13 protein-coding genes and 1 pseudogene are annotated in these 24,322 nt (G+C 50.9%); all 14 read left to right on the forward strand.

The features are described 5' to 3' along the window. The first annotated feature begins 134 nt into the window (after nt 1–134). The 14 genes and pseudogenes from fabD (at nt 135) to allB (ending at nt 24,262) form a co-directional block, all read left to right on the forward strand. Complete coding sequence (fabD, locus tag LOK74_RS04570) at nt 135–3,197, forward strand: ACP S-malonyltransferase (RefSeq protein ID WP_230045406.1); 3,063 nt, start codon at nt 135–137, stop codon at nt 3,195–3,197. Then, nucleotides 3,194–3,871, forward strand: a complete 678-nt coding sequence (locus LOK74_RS04575; protein ID WP_230045407.1) for an alpha/beta hydrolase — start codon at nt 3,194–3,196, stop codon at nt 3,869–3,871. The genes fabD and LOK74_RS04575 overlap by 4 nt, the downstream gene beginning before the upstream one ends. A gap of 199 nt (nt 3,872–4,070) precedes the next feature. Then, nucleotides 4,071–4,946: an acyl carrier protein gene (locus tag LOK74_RS04580; protein WP_230045408.1), complete on the forward strand. Its 876-nt coding sequence runs from the start codon at nt 4,071–4,073 to the stop codon at nt 4,944–4,946. A gap of 130 nt (nt 4,947–5,076) precedes the next feature. Then, nucleotides 5,077–7,863, forward strand: a pseudogene (locus LOK74_RS24350) (type I polyketide synthase); the annotation flags it as partial. 937 nt (nt 7,864–8,800) lie between these two features. Next, nucleotides 8,801–9,520 (forward strand): KR domain-containing protein, encoded by a 720-nt coding sequence (locus tag LOK74_RS04590; RefSeq protein ID WP_230045409.1) that lies wholly within the window; start codon nt 8,801–8,803, stop codon nt 9,518–9,520. Then, nucleotides 9,521–14,251, forward strand: a complete 4,731-nt coding sequence (locus tag LOK74_RS04595) for a beta-ketoacyl synthase N-terminal-like domain-containing protein (RefSeq protein ID WP_230045410.1) — start codon at nt 9,521–9,523, stop codon at nt 14,249–14,251. Between the two features lie 522 nt (nt 14,252–14,773). Continuing rightward, the gene (locus LOK74_RS04600) at nt 14,774–15,859 is read left to right on the forward strand and encodes a TRAP transporter substrate-binding protein (RefSeq protein ID WP_230045411.1); all 1,086 of its coding nucleotides are present in this window, start codon (nt 14,774–14,776) and stop codon (nt 15,857–15,859) included. Nucleotides 15,860–15,933: 74 nt separating this feature from the next. Continuing rightward, nucleotides 15,934–16,437 (forward strand): TRAP transporter small permease, encoded by a 504-nt coding sequence (locus LOK74_RS04605; RefSeq protein WP_230045412.1) that lies wholly within the window; start codon nt 15,934–15,936, stop codon nt 16,435–16,437. A 1-nt stretch (nt 16,438) separates the two neighbouring features. Next, on the forward strand, nt 16,439–17,719 hold the full coding sequence (locus tag LOK74_RS04610) for a TRAP transporter large permease (protein ID WP_230045413.1): 1,281 nt from the start codon (nt 16,439–16,441) through the stop codon (nt 17,717–17,719). Nucleotides 17,720–17,820: 101 nt separating this feature from the next. Further along, nucleotides 17,821–19,440 carry a PucR family transcriptional regulator gene (locus tag LOK74_RS04615; RefSeq protein ID WP_230045414.1) on the forward strand — a complete coding sequence of 540 codons (1,620 nt, stop codon included), beginning with the start codon at nt 17,821–17,823 and terminating at the stop codon, nt 19,438–19,440. Between the two features lie 384 nt (nt 19,441–19,824). Next, nucleotides 19,825–20,610, forward strand: a complete 786-nt coding sequence (locus LOK74_RS04620) for a dihydroorotate dehydrogenase electron transfer subunit (RefSeq protein WP_230045415.1) — start codon at nt 19,825–19,827, stop codon at nt 20,608–20,610. Further along, nucleotides 20,607–21,527 (forward strand): dihydroorotate dehydrogenase, encoded by a 921-nt coding sequence (locus LOK74_RS04625; protein ID WP_230045416.1) that lies wholly within the window; start codon nt 20,607–20,609, stop codon nt 21,525–21,527. Before LOK74_RS04620 ends, LOK74_RS04625 begins: the two co-directional genes overlap by 4 nt. A gap of 55 nt (nt 21,528–21,582) precedes the next feature. Beyond that, nucleotides 21,583–22,860 carry a Zn-dependent hydrolase gene (locus tag LOK74_RS04630; RefSeq protein ID WP_230045417.1) on the forward strand — a complete coding sequence of 426 codons (1,278 nt, stop codon included), beginning with the start codon at nt 21,583–21,585 and terminating at the stop codon, nt 22,858–22,860. Between the two features lies 1 nt (nt 22,861). Further along, on the forward strand, nt 22,862–24,262 hold the full coding sequence (gene allB, locus LOK74_RS04635) for an allantoinase AllB (RefSeq protein WP_230045418.1): 1,401 nt from the start codon (nt 22,862–22,864) through the stop codon (nt 24,260–24,262). Nucleotides 24,263–24,322: the final 60 nt, after the last annotated feature.

The following is a 24,322-nucleotide window of genomic DNA, read 5'->3' on the forward strand; positions in this document are numbered from 1 at the left end:
AACGGATGTGTGTATTCTTCCTAACAATACAGCATCTGTCCGATTGCTCATGAAATCATCGAGTAATCGGATTTTCTATTTCTAGCGGAAAGACGGCGTTTGATCGCCTCCTATATACCCATCCTGCTATCTTTATGGTTCAGTATGCGTTAGCGCAGCTATTGCTGGCTAGTGGCATCCGGCCAGATTATGTCCTGGGGACCAGTATGGGGGAGTTTGTTTCGGCGGCGGTTGCCGAGATCATGAGTGCAGAAGAATTATTAGAAATGCTCCTTCAACAAGCCATCCTGATAGAAGGTCATTGTCAAAAAGGAGCGATGGCAGCCGTTCTCCACAATCCTTCTTTATATGAGGAAGAACCTTTTTTGCACGAAGCGAGTGATTTGGTGTCAGTGAATGGAGATTCACACTTTGTCATTTCGGGAGAGAGCGAGCCATTACGAAACATTGGGCAATTTTTAAAAGGCAAGGGGATCGCCTCTCAAACTTTACCGGTCTCCTATGCTTTTCATTCCTCACGAATCGATCCAGCCGAGCAGCATTACAGGGAGTATCTGCAGGGAAAGCAGTTCAAGCGGCCGACCATTCCTTTTGTATCTGGCCTCTACGGTGAGATCTTGGAGGAACTCCCAAGGGATTACTTCTGGGATGTAGTCCGAAAGCCGATCCAGTTTTCAAAAGCGGTCCAGGCACTGGAGCGAAACCAGCATCATACGTATCTGGATTTAGGTCCGGCGGGAACGCTTGCCAATGGTGTAAAACGAATCACAAGCCTAGGGTCCGATTCCGCAGCACATGCGATCCTGTCTCCGTTCCATCAGGATCAAAAGCATTTGCAACAGGTAAAGGACGTATGTTCGAAGAACCGGCTCAAACCGAGCAGAAAGGCAAGTAGAAAGATGACCACATATCTGTTCCCGGGGCAGGGCTCCCAACATAAAGGAATGGGAGGGGATCTCTTTGATCAGTTTACGGAACTGACGGTTAAAGCGGACGAGCTCTTGGGTTACTCCATCAAGGAATTGTGTTTGGATGACCCCAATCAGCAGTTAGGCAAAACCCAATATACCCAACCTGCTCTATATGTGGTCAATGCCCTTACCTATCTGAAAACAATCAAGGAAACAGGAAAAAAACCAGACTATGTTGCCGGGCATAGTTTGGGGGAATACAACGCTTTGTTTGCTGCAGGTGCGTTTGATTTCGAGACGGGGTTGCGATTGGTGATAAGAAGAGGAGAACTGATGAGCCATGCGACGGGCGGAGGTATGGCTGCCGTGATCGGCCTTAGCGGGGAGCAGGTGAACCGCGTTTTAGTGGAAAATGGGCTGAGCGGCATCGATATCGCCAACCACAATGCCCCCTCGCAGATCGTCATTGCCGGGCAAAAAGACGATATTGTTCATGCGAAGCCGTTCTTCGAGGCGGCAGGAGCCGCCATGTACATTCCGCTAAACGTGAGTGGAGCTTTTCATTCCCGGTATATGAGCGATGCAGAAAAACATTTTGCAGAATATGTAGACAGCTTTACATTTTCTCCTCTCACGATCCCCGTTATCGCAAACATTTCGGCCAAACCCTATAAACAGGCCGACATACCCCAATATTTGATCCAACAAATCACCAACCCTGTCAAATGGACGGATAGCATCAGGTATCTGATGGGCCTTGGCGAGATGGAGTTTATAGAAATCGGGCCCAGAAACGTGCTGACCAAGTTGGTCGATACCATCCGAAAAGAAGCCGAACCACTGGTCGTTACCGATGCGGAAAACGTGGACGTAGAAGACGAAAAGCGAGTAGAGGGAGAACGAGAACTTACCGGCGCCTCGCTTGGAGACGAACAGTTTAAAAAGGACTATAACCTGACCTATGCGTATGTGGCAGGAGCGATGTACAAGGGAATCGCTTCCGAAAGAATGGTGGTTAAGCTCGGGAAAGCAGGCATGCTGGGATTTTACGGCACGGCCGGCATGAGTGCAGAGCGGATTGAGAGAGCGATCCGATCGATCCAACGGGAACTGAAAAACGGAGAAGCATATGGAATGAATCTGACTCACAACCCTACCCACCCACAACTGGAAGAAGAACTGATAGACCTCTTTCTGACCCACGATGTGAGGATCATCGAGGCGTCAGCATTTATGGAGATTACCCCTGCGTTGATCCGCTATCGCGCTCAGGGATTGAGCAGGGGTGTTGGGATGGCTGCGCTACGCAACCGGATCATTGCAAAAATATCACGACCTGAGGCAGCTGAAGCCTTTTTAAGCCCGGCACCTAAGCATATAGTCGAAAAAATGGTAGGGAAGGATCAGCTCAAGCTGGATGAAGCGGAATGGCTGCGCACAGTTCCTATGGCCGATGATGTCATCGTAGAGGCGGATTCCGGCTGGCACACGGAACAAGCCTCCCCCTATGCGCTGATACCGGCGATCATCAAACTGCGGGACGAGATGATGAGAAAGTATGGGTACTCCAAGAAGATCAGGATCGGAGCAGCAGGTGGAATCGGAACGCCAGAAGCGGCCGTTGCCGCTCTGATGCTGGGTGCTGATTTCTTAGTAACGGGTTCTATCAATCAATGCACGGTTGAGGCGGATACCAGCGATGCAGTCAAAGACTTGCTGGAGCAGGCCAAAGTGCAGGACACCTGTTATGCGCCAGACGCTGAGTTGTTTGAATTGGGAGCCAAGGTTCAGGTGCTGAGAAAAGGCGTATTTTTTCCCGCACGAGCAAATAAATTGTACGATCTTTACCGGCAATACAACACGCTGGACGAAATCGACGAAAATACGAAAAAGACAATAGAGGAAAAATATTTACATCGGCGTTTTGAAGAGGCCTATGAGGAACTGAAAGCCTCCCTGCCATCGCTGGAAATCGAAAGGGCGGAACGAAATCCCAAACAGAAGATGGCCTTGCTGTTCAAATGGTATTTTAATTACGCTACCCGTTTGGCGATGGATGGCAGTCCCAGGCATCAGGTGAATTATCAGATTCACTGCGGTCCCGCGCTAGGTGCGTTTAATCAATGGGTAAAGGGAACTTCTCTGGAGCATTGGAGAAACCGGCATGTCGATCAGATTGCTGAAAAGCTGATGAATGAGACTGCGCAATTGATGAACCAGCGTTTCCTGTCTGTCTACAAGGATAAAGCTTCCGGGAAGACTGCGATGGGGGTGACTGCGATATGAGATTGGAATTGGCGGCATACCCATCCACAATCCAATTCACATACTCTCCCCTGCTTTTCGTTCATGGGTCGTTCCATGGGGCGTGGTGCTGGAAGGAACAGTTTCTCCCCTATTTTTCTGCAAAAGGTTTCCCCTCCTACGCGCTTAGTTTCCGGGGACACGGGGAAAGCGAGAGCATGGAACAGCTTCAAACATGTTCCTTGCGTGACTATGTGGACGACGTACTGCAAGCGATACAGCTCATCCAGAACAAACCCGTTTTGATCGGCCATTCTATGGGAGCGGCCGTGGTTCAAAAGATCCTTCATCTGCATCCGGACAAAATCAAAGCGGCTGTTCTGATGTCCCCCGTTCCACCGAATGGGATGTGGAAAGACGTGCTGCGGTTACCATGGGGAGGGGGTCTCTACCCTACTTCAGTTGACCAAAGTATTGCTGCAGTTTCAATCAAAAATGCTGCTCCCACTCCTGGAGGGAGAGGAAACAAACCCCCATATCAGGATCGAAAACTCTCCTTTTTACTTTCAAACAACCACTCAGAAGTGGGAACCACCTGCGATCACAATCAATCACCAATCGTTCCCTCTACCGCGGCGGGCTACGGTATCGTCTTTTGGTGCGGGCGGCAGCCTTGGTCACCTGATCCTGGAGGAACACGTACCAGACCATTTTGAAAAGCAAACCCTTGACACTTACTATATCCCCCTATCTGCCAGAACCTCCGATCAACTACGACGGACGATCAAGGCATACATTCAATTTTTTACGCAGTAACGGCGGTTTTTTGCGAAAGGAGGGGACCACACACTCTTCCCTATCATGTTTACGCTTTGTACGGGACGAACAGCCTTTTCAGAACGGGTAGTCTTTATCGTGGATCGGCTTGAAACGTTGGTGGAACATTTCCATCGCTATCTAAGGGGCGAACGTCACCCGGATATTATTGCAAAAGATGCGACGAGCCCGCTCCCAGCAGCAAGCGATCAGGATCAGGCGCGAATCCAAAGCTGTCTCGAAAAACAGGCATGGCATGATATCGCCAAACAATGGGTTCATGGAATCGATATTTCTTGGGAATCGTTCTTTCACCCATTTCATGTCCGGCGAATCCCTTTGCCAACCTATTGTTTTGAACAACAATCGTTTCCGATCCCCAAACCGGCATCGCCTATACTGGATCACAACCACTCGATGACAAAAACGAGGACGGTAATCGGTGATTTGGCCCAAATGCCTAGAGACGTAGACGGACTTGACACGGCACATGGCACCACTTCTATGGCAGGCAATGGCAACCGGCAATCCGATCATGTTGTCCAAACAGGTCATGCAGTGGACGGGCTGTTCCGGGACGTATTTGCGAAGATCATCAACATTCCAGCCGATCACATCGAGCTGTCTGCGCCACTGGACCAATACGGCTTTGACTCGACGATGGTTATTTCCGTTGCCAACGAACTGGAAAACTACTTTGGTACGGTACCGAAAACACTCTTTTTTGAGTGTCAGACGATCCAAGAGGTAATCGATTATTTTGTCCAGGAATATCGGGATAAGATCCCGATGATCATGCGGGAAAAAGATAGGGATCCAGTCAATCACCCGCTTCGCTCTGCTGTTGCGCAGTCCGCACGAAGCGAGGGACAGGATCAACGGGAGCAAGCTGATGACGAAGATATGATTGAAGATCTTACCCAGGCCATCTTATCCGATCGAATCTCTGCAGAAATGATCCTGAAAAAACTGTAGACAGAAAGGTGGATAACCCGTGAAACAAGACGTGATCAGATCCGTTCTGAGAAAGGTAAAAGAGGGTTCCATCCCCAAGGAAGCAGGTGTAGAGCTGTGTTATGAAATCAAAAACATGAACGAAAGAGCCTCAACACAAACAGCCGCTTCCAAAGATATTGCGATTATCGGTTTGGCGGGACGCTACCCGCAAGCAGCCAATATCGATGAGTTCTGGCAAAACCTAAAAAAAGGGAAGGATTGTATCTCGGAAATACCGCCTGATCGCTGGGAGTGGCAGCAATACTTTCACCCTGGCCGATATGAGGCTGGTGATGAGGGAAAAAGCTACAGCAAATGGGGCGGTTTTCTTGATCATGTTGATCGATTTGATCCTCTCTTTTTTTCCGTTTCTCCGCGGGAGGCAGAAGTAATGGATCCTCAGGAGCGTTTGTTTCTTGAAGTGGCCTGGGAAGTGATGGAGGACGCGGGATACACCAGGAATATGTTCCAAACTAGTCAGGCGGATGACGAAATGAACAGAGTGGGAGTTTTTGTCGGGGCAACATGGCAAGAATACCAACTCTATTCCGGTTTTTTTGACGGAAACAATGATGCGATTTTATCGACAAATGCCCACAACATCGCCAATCGGGTATCCTATTTTTTTAACTTCAAGGGATCCAGTCTAACTGTAGATACCGCCTGTTCATCCTCACTGACGGCGATTCATCTAGCCTGCGAAAGCTTGCTGCACGGGGTCAATAGGATGGCGATCGCCGGTGGTGTCAATCTTTCGCTTCATCCAAACAAATACCTGTACTTATCAAAGTTCCAGTTCGTATCGAGCAAAGGCCGTTGTGAAAGTTTTGGCAAAGGGGGTGACGGCTATGTGCCGGGCGAAGGGGTGGGAGCGGTGCTGCTGAAACCCCTGTCGCAAGCGATTGCCGACGGGGACCAGATTTATGGCGTTATCAAGGCCACCGCAATCAATCACGGAGGAAAAACGAACGGCTACACCGTTCCGAACCCCCGTGCCCAGGCCAGTGTGATTGGAAAAGCTTTAAAAGAAGCGGGGATCGACCCGAGGGCGATCAGTTATATAGAAGCACACGGCACCGGGACTTCTCTCGGGGATCCGATTGAAATAACAGGCTTGACCAAAGCTTTTCAGGAGTTTACGAACGATAAACAGTTTTGTGCGATCGGATCGGTCAAGTCCAACATCGGGCATGGCGAGAGTGCGGCCGGCATCGCCGGGGTGACCAAGGTTTTGCTCCAGCTCAAACATCGCCAGTTAGTGCCTTCTCTCCACTCCCGGATACTGAATCCGAACATCGACTTCCGCACGACCCCTTTTTTCGTCCAGCAGGAGGTGGCCGAGTGGAAACGGCCGCTGCTTGGGATCAATGGCGATACCAGAGAATATCCTCGGATCGCCGGGATATCGTCCTTTGGTGCAGGAGGGTCGAATGCCCATGTGGTGATCGAGGAGTACATCCCACCGGAGCGGAACAGACCTCAGATTGCGATTAGCGCACAGAACCCGGCGCTGATCGTATTATCCGCGAAGGATGAAGAGCGGCTCCGCGAGCAGGTGGAGCGGTTGTTAAGCGCCGTCGACAGGGAGCGTTTCTCTGATGCCAGTCTGGCTGATATCGCCTACACACTCCAGGTGGGACGCGAGGCGATGGACCAACGCCTGGCGGTGATCGTTGGTTCGATCAAGGAACTGGAGGAGAAGCTGACGCGGCACCTGGAGGGGCAGGAGGGGATAGAAGAGCTGTATCGCGGCACAGGTGAAAGCCGGCAAAGAGATCGCCGCATTATTTGCGGCGGATGAGGATATGGAAACCATGATGGATGCCTGGGTGTCCAAAGGAAAGTACGCAAAAATTCTTGAGCTTTGGGTGAAGGGCGTTCCGATTGATGGCACAAGCTGTACGGGGACCTCAGCCCTCGCCGCATCAGTTTGCCGTCCTATCCCTTTGCCAGAGAACGCTGTTGGTTTCCGCAGCAGGCAAGCAAGGTTACAGGAAGCAGCATGGAAGCGGGCTCCGCCCCGACCGCCTCGATTCATCCGCTGCTGCATCAAAATACGTCGACCATTTCTCATTTGAGATTTCGAACAACTTTTACGGGCCAAGAGTTTTTCCTGGCGGATCATATGGTGAACGGCCAGCGGATCCTACCCGGTGTCGCCTATCTGGAGATGGTACGGGCGGCAGTAGAACAAGTAGTGGAAGCCGGCAAAGAAGATTATGAGATTCAACTGAAAAACGTGGTTTGGGTGCGACCGATTTCCGTGGAAGAAAAGCCAGTCCAGATACAGATCAGACTCTTCGCGGAGGAGAACGGCGAGATTGCCTACGAAATCTGCAGCGGGCCCGGCGAGGAGGATGGAGATCCTGTTATTCACAGCCAAGGAACGGCGGTGCTTGGTTCCCCAGCCGAAGAAGCACCAACCCTGGATCTGAATGCCTTGCAAGCGGAGTGTAATCAAAGTGTTCTTCAGTCCAGCCAATGCTACGATACCTTTCGGGCAGCCGGGGTTGATTACGGCCCAGCATTCCAGGGGATTGAGCGGGTATTGGTCGGACAGGGGCAGCTACTGGTGAGGCTCTCTTTGCCGACTTCGATTGTCGCTACAAAGGATCAGTTTGTCCTGCATCCTTGTTTACTCGATTCTGCCGTGCAAGGATCGGCAGGTTTTCTGTTAAGCTCCGCAGATACGGCGGGCACCGGCAAGCCAGCGCTGGCCTTTTCTTTGCAAGAACTGGAGATATTCGGCGATTGTACTCCCACGATGTGGGCGCTGATTCGATACAGCGACGGCAGTGCGGCAGGAGAACAAGTACAAAAGCTGGATATCGATCTGTGTTATGACCAGGGGAATATTTGTGTGCGGATGAGGCGATTTGCATCGAGGGTGTTGGATCCGGGGCTTCAAACCAGCACAGTATCGCACGAGGTCCCTTCCGAGACCGTGGCTGCTCCCCTTGTGGGAAATGTGATGCTCACCCCCGTATGGGATGTGGTATCGGTTAAGTGGGATCAGACCGTTCCCACTCCCACCGAACATGTCGTGATTGTCGGCGGAACGGAAGAGAATAGGCGCACGTGCAAACGACGATATCCCGGCGCACGTACCCTGGAGATGGAATCCGAGGATACAGTTGAAGTGATCGCCAAAAAAATAGCTGGTCTTGGCCGTATCGATCAGATCGTATGGATTGCTCCCTACCATGCACTGAATTCGCTTGCAGAGGAAGCTGTGCTGGAAGAGCAGAAACAAGGGGTACTCCTGATGTTTCGGGTGGTAAAAGCGCTGCTCCTTGCCGGATATGGCAGCAAGCAGATGGAGTGGAGTGTGATTACCACACAGACCCAGCCGATCCATAAGCACGAGATGGTGAACCCGACCCACTCCAGTCTGCACGGGTTTGTTGGTTCGATGACCAAGGAATATCCAAACTGGAAGATCCGACTGGTTGATCTGCAGGCGTATTGTGATTGGCCGGTGCCTGAACTCTTCCATCTGCCCACCGATCCGCAGGGAAACGCCTGGGTCTATCGAGATCGGGAATGGTATCGACAACATTTAATCCCCGTACGTTACACTCCATCTGATGATCTGACATTGTATCGACAGGGGGGAGTATATGTAGTGATTGGAGGTGCGGGCGGCATTGGCGAAGCTTGGAGTGCCTATATGATTGGTACCTATCAGGCTCAGATCGTTTGGCTGGGCAGACGCCAGATAGACGAGACGATTCAGCACAAGATGGGCAAGCTGGCTGTTATGGGAGCCTGCTCCCTGCTACATCTCCGCCGATGCCTCCGATCAAGAAGCACTGCTCCATGCTTATGAAGAAGTGAAGCAGCGGTACGGAAAGATAAACGGGGTGGTACATTCTGCAGTGGGCGTCTTGGATCATAGCTTGGCCAAGATGGAAGAGGAACGATTCCGGGCCGGGCTCTCAGCAAAAGTAGACGTCAGTGTGCGGATGGCTCAGGTATTTGCAAAGGAACCGCTCGATTTTGTCTTGTTCTTCTCTTCTTTTGGCGCTTTTGGCAAAGGACTTGGTCAAAGCAGCTACGCTTCCGGCTGCACATTTGGCGATCTGTTTGCCCACCAACTTTCTCACGAATGGCCTTGCGCAGTGAAAGTGATGAACTGGGGATACTGGGATGGTGTGGGCATCGCAAGCGTGATTCCCGATACGCTTAAGAATCGGCTGGCACAAGCCGGCATCGGATCGATTGAGCCATCCGATGGGATGCAGGCACTGGAAGTCTTGCTAACCGGACCAGTGGATCAACTGGCGTTCATGAAGACGACAAAGCCCTTGGAGATGGAGGGACTCCAAGCGGGGGAAGAGATATCGATTCACCGGGAAAGGCATGAATCGAGTCTGGAAAACATCAAGCAGATGCTTCCGTCCCTCGCCTTGCCTGGTGAAGTTGCCGCAGCGTCTCCTCGAGGGGCAACGTCTCCTCCCGGGTTGGAGACAGACCGTTTTCATTTTTCGGACGCTTCGCTCGTCGACGACCAAGACAATGCCGGTACAGAAGGATCAGGAGGTGCGTGGTAAATGAAGAAGGTAGATGAGCTTCTCTGTCGGCTGCTAGGGGGACAACTGCAGTCTATCGGGATCTGCACAGCAACACCTTCCATCATCGCTGAGCAAAAAGCAAAATCCGGGCTGCTGCCACTATACGATCGATGGCTGGAAGAAAGTTTGACCGTACTGGCACGGAACGGTTATCTCAGCTATGACGGCCAGTCATGCACGGTATTGGATACGACGACGGTCGATATGGATCAGTTGTGGAGAGAGTGGGATCAAAAGAAGATGGCATGGCTGAGAGATTCCAGTTTGAAAGCGCACCTCGTCTTAGTTGAGACAACGATGCGGGCACTGCCGGAGATCCTGACGGGGAAAGTATCGGCCACAGAGATCATGTTTCCCCATTCCTCGATGAAACTGGTCGAAGGGGTATACAAAAACAACCCGACATCTGATTATTTTAATGAAGTGCTGGCAAATACGGTTGCTTCCTATGTTCGAGATCGGTTAAAACGTGACCCTTCTGCCAGGATTCGAATCATCGAAATCGGGGCAGGCACCGGAGGGACCAGTGCCATGGTCTTCCAAAAACTCCGCTCCTATCGGGAGTCAATCGAAGAATATTGCTATACCGATCTCTCCCAATCGTTTCTCCTGTTTGCCGAAAAAGAGTACGGCTCAGAAAATCCTTATCTGACGTATAAACGATTAAACGTAGAGCAGCCCATCAGTGGACAAGGGATCCGTGAGGGTGGATACGATCTGGTGATTGCAGCCAATGTCCTTCATGCGACCAAAAATATTCGACATACCTTGCGCAACGCCAAAGCGCTTCTGCGGAACAACGGCTTGCTTCTGCTAAATGAGATCAGCATGCCTTCCATATTTGCTCACCTCACCTTCGGGCTTTTGGAGGGATGGTGGTTGTATGAAGATGCAGGATTACGTATTCCGGGCAGTCCTGGATTGTCTCCCGAAACCTGGAAAAAGGTACTAAAAAGCGAAGGGTTTCCGTCCGTCTTATTTCCCGCCCAGCAAGCCCATGATTTGGGACAGCAGATTATTATTGCCCAAAGCGATGGCATCGTCCGGCAAACAAAAGAGCAGAAGACCAGTACGGTGCATCGAAAAAAACAGAACCGTCCGGAGGTGCAGCAAGCGAAACCACCTGCACAAAAAATAGCATCAACCGATTCCGAAGCAATCTCACAGGATCTGCTGCGGGAGAAGAGTATCGAGTATATCAAAACAGTGGTCGGTGAAGTACTAAAGATTCCAAGTCATAAGATCGATTCTGCTGAGCATTTGGAAACATACGGGGTTGACTCGATTATCACGGTTCAGATCACCAACCACTTACAAGAAGTTTTCGATGACATTAGCAGTACACTGCTGTTTGAATACCAAACGATTGACGCATTGACAGAGCACCTGATGCAAACAAAGCAGGACGCGTTGGTCAAACTGGTAGGATTGCCGCAAGGGAACCTGGATCGGCAGATTGTAAGAGAAAAGGCGATCCCTGTGCGTCGATCTCCACAGCGCCCCGACCTCAGCGTAAGAAAAGCAGGACAGATGCATCCATTGCCTACTCCCAGAACGAACGGATCGCAGCCGCCACGCTCCCGAGAACCGATTGCGATCATTGGGATGAGTGGACGTTACCCACAGGCGAAAAACCTCGACGAGTACTGGGAAAACCTGAAAGCAGGCAAAGATTGTATTACCGAGATTCCGGAAGAGCGTTGGCCGCTTGACGGATTCTACCACCCGGATCCCGATGAGGCGGTGGAACAGGGGAAAAGCTACAGCAAATGGGGTGGCTTTGTAGAAGGTTTTGCCGATTTTGATCCCCTCTTTTTCCATATCTCTCCCCGAGAAGCGATCAGTATCGATCCCCAGGAAAGATTATTTATCCAATCCTGCTGGGAAGTGTTGGAGGATGCGGGATACACCAGAGAACAGCTTGCCATGCAGTACAATCGGAGAGTTGGTGTGTTCGTAGGGATCACCAAAACGGGTTTTGATTTATATGGCCCTGAATTGTGGAGCCAAGGTGAGAAACTGTTTCCCCATACCTCGTTTAGCTCAGTGGCCAACCGGATTTCCTATCTATTGGATTTGCAGGCGCCCAGTATGCCGATCGATACGATGTGTTCTTCGTCGTTAACCGCCATTCATCAAGCTTGCGAACACATTTACCGTGGAGAATGTGAAATGGCCATTGCCGGCGGAGTCAATCTGTATCTTCATCCTTCCAGCTATATCGGACTCTGTTCGAGGCACATGCTGTCCACGACGAATCGATCTGCAGCTTTTGGTAAAGGAGGGGACGGTTTTGTGCCCGGTGAAGGAGTGGGGTGTGTGCTGCTCAAACCGCTTTCCCAAGCGGAGCTAGATGGCGACCACATCTATGCGGTCATCGTAGGAAGCCAGATCAACCATAATGGCAAGACCAACGGGTATATGGTATCCAATCCGAATGCCCAGACAGACTTATTGCTGGAAAACTTCAAAAAATCGGGAATCGATCCGCGAACGATCAGTTATGTGGAAGCGGCTGCATTTGGATCAAACTTGGGAGATGCGATCGAAATAAATGCGCTCAAGAAGGCATTTGCACAGTACACAGAGGACGAACATTTTTGTGCGATCGGTTCCGTCAAGGCAAACCTCGGGCACCTGGAAGCAGCGTCGGGAATGTCTCAATTGACAAAAGTGGTTTGGCAGCTGCGAAATCGGGAATTGGTGCCGTCCATCCATGCTGAATCTCTAAACCCAAATATATGTTTTGAGAACAGTCCATTTTACTTGTCAAAAGAACGACAGGAGTGGAAGCGGCCCATCCTCACCATCAATGGGGAAGAACGAGAGATTCCACGCCGGGCAACGATTAGCTCCTTTGGGGCGGGGGGAACAAATGCCCATTTAATTGTGGAGGAATATATTCCTGTACAGGAAGAACAGGCCTCGACCAGTCCTGCAGCCCGACCGCAGATTATCGTCTTATCAGCCAGAAATGCTGATCGCTTGCGGGAGATCGTTCGACAAATACTCCAGTTCCTTGAGCAAAGAGAGAAGATCTCACTGCCCAATCTCGCCTATACGCTGCAAGTCGGGCGGGAAGCGATGGCGTTCCGGCTAGCCATTGTCGCAAGCAGTAGAGAAGAACTGATCCAGGAACTTAGGGAGTACTTGGGTGAGACAGTGGACAACAAAAAAGAGAACGCTGTCCCTATTTTCCAAGGGGATAAAGAGAGCAATGAAGAGATGAACCATCTCCTCTCCGGCCAAACAGGGGAGATGTTGGTGAACATCCTGCTGGAAGAGAACAGACCGGAAAAACTGGCGCAACTGTGGGTGCAGGGTGTCAATATCCCTTGGACATCTCTGTACCACAGCCAAAGCGTTCGCAAGATTCGCTTACCCACCTATCCCTTTGAAAAACAGCAGTACTGGATTCGCGCAAAAATGATAGATCAACAGCAGCTTGCCCCTACAACGCAAACCATACCGGACGAACAATGGCAAAAGCGAGCAGCAGCTGATGCAAAGATGTTCGTCAAAGAGATACTGTGTTCGATACTGGAACTGAAGATGGAAGAGGTCCAAATGGATGTACCGTTCTCAGACTATGGAATGGACTCTGTCATTTTGATGGATCTGTATCGAAACTTGAAAAAGCATATTCCCTTGTTGGATGTTGCAGCATTGAAGCAGTGTGTTACATTACAGGAGATTGTACAACTGATTGAAGAGCAGGCAGATGAAAAGACGGTTCGCGCGATGGTTGCACGAGATGATGGGGAGAAACCCCGATATAGCAAGAGCATGCTATCTGTCGGGCGAAGGGAAAGTCCCGCCACCGTGACGCAGCCTGAGCAGGATATGGAAGAACAACGGCAACAGATTTTGCGTCGGATGACCAAGCTCTCGAAAACAGCATGGCACAAGCGTGGCTTGATCGGGAAAGGGACCACCGTTCCCCGGTTTCAAACCTTAGACGTGATGCTTGATGAACGAAACTGCATCTGGATATTTTTCAAAACCAAAGTGATCGGAGAACAGACGGCAGCAGACATCCTTCATTTGCATACCTTTATTCAACAAAAGGTGGAGCTGGAACAGGTGCCGATCTTGTATTTTAGCCACTATGGTTCCCATTTTTTGTTGGGCGGTGACCGCTTGTTTTTTGCAGAAAGCAACCTTGATGAAAAAGGACAGGAGAAGTTTTTGGAATGGTTTGAAGCATGCAAGCCGATCTTTACGGATCATCTCTCAGAGAACCATCCCTTGCGAATCGCCGTCTGCGCCGGTACGGCTCAGGGAGGAGGATTTGAGTATCTGCTTTCCTGCGATTTTCAGTTTGTTTTGCCCCAGATCAAGCTGGGAGTGCCGGAGATTAAATCAAATTTGTACGCAGGAATGGGCGGCTTGAGCTACTTGGCGTCACAGGTAGGATTAGCCAGGGCGAAACTGCTTAATCTGACAGGCGGACTGATCTACGGACACCAGGCGCACGAAATGGGACTGATCAGTCATGTAACGGCAAATCCCTTTACCGATGCCTATGATTTCTATGACGTGATACCGAACATAAAACTGGCCAAACACCTCAATTATCGATTGAACCAACAGTACCATGAGTTGAGAAACAGGGACTTGAATGATTGGATACAGGTTACACAAACGTTTGTCAAAGAAGGGTATCAACATATACTGGATGATTACAAAATGTTTAAGGTGGAGCGGTAGTATCGCGAAGGGCCGGCAGTTGGCTTGAGCGGGTGCTAGTTCAAGACCAAAGGGCAGATCTGTTCAGTACCTATCTGAACGGGTCTGCCCTTTTTTTATCGTCGTTGCGTACTTGATGCATAGGAATCGCTCGATCTCGCCATGCGATGAAAATGTCAACAGAATTTTTTGTGATCAATAGCAAAAAGGACTAAAAAAAATGTTGATTTTTGTCGATTTAGACATAGGCAGAGGATGTTCCATCCGTTATACTGTATTCATGTTAGTTTATGTAACACGTCTTGTGTTGCCTGATTTCTAACGAGCTGGCTTATTTCAGGATCTGACTGGGTCAAGCCATACGTGCATGGGAAATAAACGTGTTTGTTGTATGCGTGATCTTTCCTTTTCAAGTTTTCGATCATCACGTCTTACAATTGGTTTTTACAGCTGCCAACTAGGGTAATTACATTTATATCAAAAAATGTGACTTACATGTTTTGCTTGTAAGGTCAGCAGTTGAACAACAAAAGGAGGATCAGGATGAAAAGAGAAAAGGGAAGGTTTTTATCGCTTACTGTTTTATTAATCGCGATTGCCATGATCGCGGCGGCATGTGGAGGAGGTACCGAGGGTGCCGCTGGAGGTACATCTGGACAAGGGCAGGAGGCGGGGAATTCATCCGACCAGCCGGCCGCTGAAGCAAAAGTGATTCGCTTGAGTCACAATATGCCGCCAGATAGTGCAGTTGATCAAGCGGCGAACAAATTTAAAGAATTGGTGGAAAGCCGCAGCAACGGAGCGCTGAAAGTAGAAGTGTTTGGGAATTCCGTACTTGGCTCGATGAGGGAGCAGACGGAAAGCGTACAGTTCGGTTCTGCCGAGATGACGATCCAGCCGATCTCGACGATGACGCCATTTGTCAGTGATGTGCAGATCGTGGACTACCCGTTCTTATGGCCTAACAATGAAGTACTGTGGAAAGTGCTTGATGATGAGCCAGGGCAGATGATGCTGGACTCCATGAGTGAGGCTGGCTTTAAGGGGCTCGGATTCTGGGCCGGTGGCTTTAAATCGATTACGGCCAACAAACCAATTCAAACACCGCAGGATCTGCAAGGGGTAAAAATGCGGGTGATCCCTTCCCCTCTGCTGATCGCCCAGTATGAAGCCTACGGAGCCAATCCGGTACCGGTTGATTTTGCCGAATTGTACAACTCGCTGCAGCAGGGCGTAGTGGATGCCCAGGAAAACCCGCTGGAGACGATTTACCTGCAAAAGTACTATGAAGTGCAAAGTCACCTGTCGGTTGCGAATCAAGGTTACCTTGCGTACATTTCTGCCATGAACAAAGCCTTCTTTGACGGTTTGTCTCCCGAACTGCAGCAGGTCGTGGTCGAGGCGGAAAAAGAAGCGAGGGAACTGGAGCGCAAATTGGCGATCGATGCGGAAGCGGATTACCTGAAAAAGCTTGAAGAAGCGGGGATGCAGGTCGTCAAGCTGACAGACGAGCAAAAAGCGGCATTCAAGGAATTGTCTCTGCCGGTTCACCAGGAATTCAGCAAGACAGACCGGCAAAAGCAAATTCTGGAGGCCATTTATAAGGCAGTAGAAGAAGCACAAAAGTAAACAGTGCTGATCAAAAAAAGAGTTAGTTGCTTCACAACGACTAACTCTTTTTTAAGTTACCGAGGTGATGAAATGTGCTGAAAATACTGGACAAAGCGGAAAATGTATTTGTTGTGCTGACGATTTTTCTGGCGACGGTACTCGTCTTTGTCAACGTCGTTCTGCGGGCCTTTGGCGCCGGAACCACCTGGTCTGAAGAACTGATCCGTTATCTGATCATCTGGCTTACCTTTATCGGGGGAAGTATCTGTGTTCGAAAAGGGGAGCATGTCGGGATCGAACTGCTGCCGGAGTTTCTGCCGGCCAGATTCAGATGGGTGTTGCGGGTACTGGTCAATCTGATCGTCATTTTGTTCCTCGTCTTGTTGATCAAATACAGTACGGAACTGACGATGTTTACTTATAAGAACGGGCAGACCGCCCCTGCTCTGGGAATACCGATGTATTGGGTCTATTTGTGTTTGCCGCTCGGATCGCTCCTGATGGTGATTAGATATCTGGCCGATATCGTTGATGCGTGGCGGAACAAACAGCCGGCAGAAGCTGAACCTGAACTGAACGGGAAAGTAGGTGAATGATGTGACGTTCTTTCTTATCATTGCTTTATTTGTTCTCTTGTTGGTAAGCGTACCCATTTTTGCTGCCGTCTCTTTGGCTACCGCTGCAGCGATGCTTCTGTTCACCGATACCAATCCGTTGATCATGGTGCAGCGCCTGTTTGGCGGGATTGACCGATTTACCTTGATGTCGATGCCGTTTTTTATCTTGGCTGCAAACGCAATGGACGTGGGAGGATTGTCTTCCCGGATCTTGAGATGGGCCAGGGCGCTCGTCGGACATATCAGCGGCGGGGTTGCGATGACCACCCACGTCGCCTCCATGTTCTTCGGTTCTTTATCCGGATCTTCACCAGCTACTGTCATTGCGATCGGCAAGATCATGTATCCGGAACTGCTGCGCCAAGGGTATGCCAAACATTTCGCAAGTGGCCTGATCACCTCCACCGGCTCTATTTCATTGATTATTCCACCCAGTCTGACCCTGATCATTTATGCAACGGTTACCAACACCTCGGTCGGTGCCCTGTTCATGGCAGGACTGACGGCAGGGATTGTGTTTGGATGTATTGGACTCTTTTATATCTGGATTTATGCGAAAATGAACAACCTGCCCCGGCAGGAAAAGGCCACAAGGGCTGAACTGTGGACCAGCACGAAAACAGCCAGCTGGGCACTCATGGTTCCGTTGATTATCTTGGGCGGGATCTATCTCGGCGTGTTTACTGCTACGGAAGCTGCCGGAGTATCAGCGGTATATGCAATCGTTGTCGGGATGTTCGTCTACAAGGAGATTGACCTCAAGAAATTGTACCAGCTATGTCTCTCTTCTGCGATCACATCAGCCCAGGTGATGATTCTGGTAGCGGCTGCTTCCATGTTTGGCTGGCTGCTGACCGTAGGCCAGGTTCCGCAGTCCCTTGCTCATTTTCTGACTGAGAACTTTACGACGGAGTGGACGTTTTTGCTGTTCCTAAACATCCTGCTGCTGATCGTTGGCATGTTTATGGAAGGGACGTCTGCGATCGTCATCTTGGCTCCCCTGCTTTATCCTACGGCTGTACAGATGGGAATCGATCCGGTCCATCTGGGGGTCCTGATTATTACGAACATGGCGATTGGCATGTATACACCGCCGTTTGGACTTAATATATTTGTGGCCAACAGCATCACCAAGATGAAGTTGGTTGAATCTGTGCCCGGACTCACCCGGTTCTTGGTTGTCTCGTTGGTTGCCTTGTTGATCATCACGTACATCCCGCAAATAAGCACCTTGTTACCTGACATCGTCTACGGATCGTGATCGGTCTCGTCATGCACAAGATGCAAGTACGATTCTTACAGTAGGAAACGATGTGTACCTGAGGGGGGAGGCGTTTTGGGGTAAGTGTAAAGGAAGCGATGATGATCGGCGGACTGGCGAGATGCAGAATCATAGCGGGAGAGAAGGGGGACAGCCGTCAGATTCAGTATGTGACGGTGATGGAAGTACCCGATACGATCCAATGGTTGAAGGGTGAAGATTTGCTCTTGACCAGCTTGTATCCGATCAAGGATGATCCCAGGGCACAGCAACAGCTGGTTCAGCAGTTGGACGAGAAGGGGAGTTCGGCCCTGGCGATCAAAACCCACCGCTTTGTTGATCGAATACCGGAGATGATTATAGCAGAAGGGAATCGACTAGGCTTCCCGATCATCGAAATCGAACGGGATATCTCTTATCTGGACATCATTACCCCGATTATGAACGTGATTCTGGAAAACACGTCGCCCAGACAGACAGATTACGACGAGCTGTTTCACTGGATCACGGAATTGGCATTAGGCGGAAAAGGGCTTGATGCGATTGTCCAGGCCCTCTCCAAAATGATGAAAAACCTGGTCACTCTGGAGTCAGCCGTTCCCTTTATCAAAGGGCTGTATCTCCCTCATGAGATTGCGCCGCTCACGGCCAGCCAGGTAAACGAACTGCGGAAATCAAAGCGACCGCTGCGAATGGTCCGCAAACTGAATGGTCAACTTACCTCGTGCATCGTCAGCCCTCTCATGCTAAATGAAAAAATCAATGGATACATCACGTGCTGGGAGACGACGAACGTCTTTCGCAAGATTGATTTTGATGTGTTGGAGAGGGCAATCCCTTTGTTCGCCCTGGAATTTTTAAAGGCTAAGACGAGAGTGGATGTGGAGCAGGAGTACAAGAACGACTTTTTGTCTGAAGTACTTGCAGGAAATGTTCAGCGAGAGGCAGCGGTGATCGAAAAAGCCAAATGGTACAGCTGGGATTTGACGAAAGACTACCAGGTGATGGTGTTGGATGTGGATCAATTTTCTACTGTTGTTGAGACCTACAACCACGATGAGGTGAGGATTCAGGAGTTCAAACGGAACGTCGCCGCAATAGTGGAGAACACCGTGAAACGGATGGACCCATCGTCGATTGTCGTGTTTTGGAGCGACAAAATCGTTGTGCTGTATCCGATGGGGGAAAGGAAAGAAGAGACGAGTCTGAAGGATGATTTCCTGGCTGCTGCCCGCCGGTTGAAACAGCACCTGAAAAAGCAGTTTTCCGAGGTCACCTTTACCATCGGCATGGGTCGATTTTATGGAGGGCTGCGTGGAATCCATCTCGGCTATACCGAAGCCCTTCAGTCGATCCAAGCAGGACGGAAGACATGGGGAAGAGACAGCATCATTCATTTCGACGATCTCGGCATCTATCGGATTTTGCGGCAGTTGGAGCATCACGAGGAACTGGACTCCATCTATCAAGAGACGATTGGCAAACTGGAGAAATACGATCAGCAGCACCAGTCCAATCTGATGGAAACGCTGGAACAGTACTTCGCTTGTGATTGCGGATTAACGGAGACCGCCGCAAACATGTACATTCACGTCAACACGCTGAAGTATCGGCTGCGAAAGATAGAGCAAATCACAGGTTATCAGCTGCAAGATACGGAAGGACGCTTCCATCTCTACCTCGGTTTTAAAATCAAGGCAATGCTGAACAACCGACCATAGACGACAGGCGGATCGATTCGCTAAGATGCCATCTGATAGACGACTACTTGCCCCGTGCTGCGGGAGGGCAGAGGTCGTCTTTTTTACGCTTTCTGCTATGGTCGAGCGATAGTGACAAGCAGGGTGCGGCGTATTGCTCGGAAAACAGCAGCATCGGACTGTTTTCGTACACAAGCAAACGTTGCGCCCCCACTATGTTCGTCAAAAGCAAAGGACCGCAAGGCAGTCTCCCCCCTGAGGTTATTCTCGTGCTTATCTGATCAGACAAAAGGATGAGGTGCTATTTGTCCGTGCCGACGAAGAAGTCAGTCGGACCAACCGGTATAATTTTTTATATCAGGCAAGCGCACGGATGACGAGCAAGAGAGCGCATAGGAGGCAGTTATGAAAGCTGTAAAGCTTCGCGTTTTATCCAATACACAGGTAAGTGAGCGCTACTGGCACATGGTCGTAGATGCTTCCAACCTGCGGGAGACAGTGAAACCAGGGCAATTTTTCCATATCAGATGCACCGATGAGTACTATCCGTTTTTGCGTCGCCCATTCAGTATTTATCGCATCAACAAACAGTCGCAAACGCTTGAGTTTTTGTACCTCGTAAAGGGGCTTGGAACCAGGCGCTTGACGCAGGTTGCGCCAGGGGAGCAGGTTGATGTGTTCGGCCCTTTGGGAAAGGGATTTACGGTACACGAAAGCTGGAATCCCATCCTGCTGCTCGCGAGAGGAGTAGGCATCGCCACACTGGCTGCTTTAGCCCAGGAGGCAGCCGAAAAGGGAATACGCTGTGTCGCGATCCTGAGCGCCAGATCGCAAAACGATTTGTTGGCTACCGAAACCTTGCAAGGCTTCGGTGCCGACGTATACAAGGTGACGGATGAGGAAGGGACCAGTGATGTCGACCACGTCAGGTCGCTGATCGAGCAGATCATGCTGGAAAACGAGATCAAGGCCGCCTATGTGTGCGGTTCCAAGCGGCTCTCGCTGCTGCTGCAGGAAATCGCCAGGGAGAGACAGATACCTGCGGAGATTGCCTTAGAGGAGCATATGGGGTGTGCGATGGGTGTTTGCTTTGCGTGTGTATGCGATCTACAGGAGGAAGACGGCGTGAAAACCGTACGGGTCTGCAGAGAAGGCCCGGTATTCCCGTTGGAGAAGGTGGTGATTTCATGATCGCACAGAAGAACATGGAGGTTATGATCGGTTCACTTCGGTTAAAAAATCCGATCATGCCTGCTTCAGGGGCCTTTGGTGAGGATATGGAGGAGATCATCGACTTTAATCGATTGGGGGCGGTCGTTCCCAAGAGCATTACCAAGTATCCGCGCAGAGGGAACGCAACTCCGCGCGTCTGCGAAACAGCCGCCGGCATGATTAATTCGATCGGCATCCAGAGCAAAGGGATCGACTACTACCTGAGCAAGACGCTTCCCTACTACACCAAGTACGAGACCCCTCTGATCTCCAGCATCTCTGCCGATTCGATCGACGAGTTCGCGGAAATGTCGGAAATCATTGCCGGTCACGAGGTGGTCAAGGCGTTGGAGTTAAACATCTCTTGTCCCAATCTGAAAGGGAACGGCCTGGCCTATGGGATGGACCCGCAGATCACATATGACCTGATCCGACAGGTACGGACGGTTACGGACAAACCGATCATCGCCAAACTGACGCCAAATGTGACCAGGATACAGGATATCGCAGTGGCCGCCGAAGAAGCGGGAGCAGATGGGCTGACGGTGGCGAACACCATCCTGGCAATGGCGATCGACGTCCATACGCGGAAGCCCAAGATCGGAAATGTGATGGGCGGCATCTCTGGACCTGCCATCAAGCCGATTATTGTGCGCATGATTTATCAGGTCTATCAAGCAACGAAACTGCCGATTATCGGCTGCGGCGGAGTGATGAACGGGGAAGATGCGATTGAGATGATGCTGGCCGGCGCTACCGCTGTCCAGGTAGGAACGGCCAGTTTTATTCAGCCTACAGCGATGTTTGACATCCTAGAAGAGATCGAACAATACATGGATCACTATCAGATCGAGGCGATTACAGAGATCATAGGGCAGGTCATCACGGGAAAGTGAGCAAGCTGCAGGCGTTGTCTCCGATGGGAATCCAAAAAGCGGAGGGGAAACGAGTATGAACCTAACACGATTCGAGCAAACGTTACAAGAGATGAACCGGATCGGTGCCCTAGACAAGGGCGTTACACGGCTGGCCTATACGAGAGAAGAGCAGCAGGCACGCGAGTACTTCGTGTTTCTCTGTAAACGGGCTGGTCTGCAGGTAAGAATCGACCCGTGCGGCAATGTGATCGCCCGCCGGGAAGGAAGGAATCCACAGCTTCCCGCAGTCGCTTGCGGTTCCCATCTGGATACGGTGATCCAGGGCGGCAGATTTGACGGAACGCTCGGCGTTCTGGCTGCCTTGGAAGTAGTGGAGCGGTTAAACGAAAAAGGAATCGAAACGGAGCATCCGATAGAGATCATCTCGTTTGCCTGCGAAGAATCGGCTCGTTTTGGAGTTTCCACCATTGGCAGCAAAGCGATGGCCGGTCTGTTGAAAAAAGAACAGATTGCTGATCTGAAGGATAAGCACGGAATCTCCATTGAGACCGCAATGTCAGAATGCTCCTTCGATTTCGAGCGGGTAGAGCAAGCGAAGAGAAAAAAAGAGGAGCTGTGCGTCTTTTTTGAACTGCACATTGAACAGGGACCTATCCTGGAACAGGAGCAGGTGCACATCGGAATTGTCAGCGGAATCGCTGCACCAACCCGCCTACACGTCCACGTCCAGGGCAAAGCCTCCCACTCCGGCACTACTCCGATGGATTTGCGTCAAGATGCGCTATTGGGGGCCGCCGAGATTGCGCTCCAGCTGGAGCTGGCGGCGAAAGCGGAACAAGATCAAGGAACGGTCGCAACCATCGGCGTTTGTGAAGTAAAACCAGGTGCGATGAACGTGATACCCGATTTGGTTGAGCTAAAGATCGATATACGCGGTTCCTCCGTCTCGTCCAAGGCGGAGGTGCTGCGCAAGTTGATGCACGCCTTTGAAACGGTCCGATATGAGCGCGGCCTCGAGATCGAGTGGCATCTGCTGAGCGACGAACAACCTGTGCTGCTGAAGCAGGAAATCGCTTCATCCATCGAGCATAGCTGTAAAAAACTAGGCATCTCCTATCGGCATATGTCCAGTGGAGCAGGACATGACGCGATGAACATGGCCCGGGTCTGGCCTACCGGACTAATCTTTGTTCCCTCTGCCGACGGATTGAGCCACCATCCGGACGAGTTTACGGCAATGGCGGACATCGCGGCGGGCATCGCCGTGCTGGAAGAAGAAGTGATGAAATGGGCAGGAGCATCCGAGAGCGCAGCCAGCTTACAGGAAATAACGGCAAAAGGATGGATCTGAGATGAAGTGGGATCATGTGATTCGCAACGGTTACATCGTGACGACAGATCGGATATACCAGGGTCATATTTACGTGAAGGATGGCAAAATCGCTGCGATATCAGACCAACCGCTGCCTGGAGAGGCTGTAGAGGAGACGGATGCCGCCGGTCGCTACATCTTGCCAGGTTTGATCGACGTGCATGTCCACTCCCGCGACCCCGGTTCGACGCACAAGGAAGATTTCTATCACTCTACACAAGCGGCGGCGGCAGGCGGGATCACGACGATCTTTGAGATGCCCAACACCAACCCGCCGCTCAATAACGTGGCGAACTATCACAAGCAGGTGAGCAATCTAGAGACTAAGGCGCATGTCGACTTCGGCATCTGGGCGATTTGCCTGGGGCACCTCAACATGCAGGATATTGCGGAACTGCACCGAGCCGGTGTGATTGGATTCAAGTTTTTCTGGGGCTATGCGGTTCATAGCAAAACGTATCAATTGATCTACAACTACAAACCAGAGATGGAAGATGTGATCCCGCCCTTTACAGATGGCGAGGTGTACGAAATCTTCCGGGAAGTGGCCAAAACCGGGCAGATTCTGGCGATTCACGCCGAGAGCAGCGATCTGATTCACCATCTGACCAAACAGGTGGAGGCAAGCGGGCGGCGCGATTACGAAGCATTTTTAGAAGGACGTCCCAACCTGGCCGAAGTAGTAACCGTGCAAACGGGCATCGCGTTTGCAAAGGCGACAGGAGCGCGGCTGCACATCTTGCATGTGAGCACAGGAGAAGCGGTTGATCTGATCAAACAAGCCCAAGCCGAAGGGTATCCGATCACGGCGGAGACCTGTCCGCACTACCTCTTTTTAAGCAATGAAGATTATCCCAAGATTGGCCCGGCGATGAAGGTGTATCCCACTGTCAAGTATCGGGCCGATCAGGACAGATTGTGGGAAGGAATTAGGGAAGGCGTCATTTCCGTGGCATGCTCTGACCATGCCCCACACACCGAAGAGGAAAAAGCAGGCGATCTATGGTCGATCCCGGCCGGCATGTGCGGTGTCGAGACGCTTGCGCCGCTCCTGCTCAACGCCGTGCATGAGCAGAAACTAACACTCTCACAAGTGGTGGCGCTTCTCTCGGAAAACCCAGCCAAGCTGTTTGGGATTTATCCGCAAAAAGGTTCACTCCAGGTAGGAACGGACGCCGACATCACAATCGTCGATATGGAGCGGCCATTTACCATTAAACAGGAGGAACTGCACAGCAAAAGCAAAGTGACGGCGTTTGACCGGTTTTCCGGAATGGGCAGCCCTGTCGCCACCATCGTTCGCGGCCGGACCGTGATGAGAGACGGTAAGATTGTCGCTGGTCCGACTGGCCGTTTGGTTACCCCTGCAGACGTGGTATAATAATAGAAAGTGGCAGGGTGGCATTGCCGGATGCCGCACCCGGACGAAAGGTGTTGACCC

It is taken from the genome of Brevibacillus humidisoli (assembly GCF_020923435.1).
GTDB lineage: Bacteria > Bacillota > Bacilli > Brevibacillales > Brevibacillaceae > Brevibacillus_E > Brevibacillus_E humidisoli.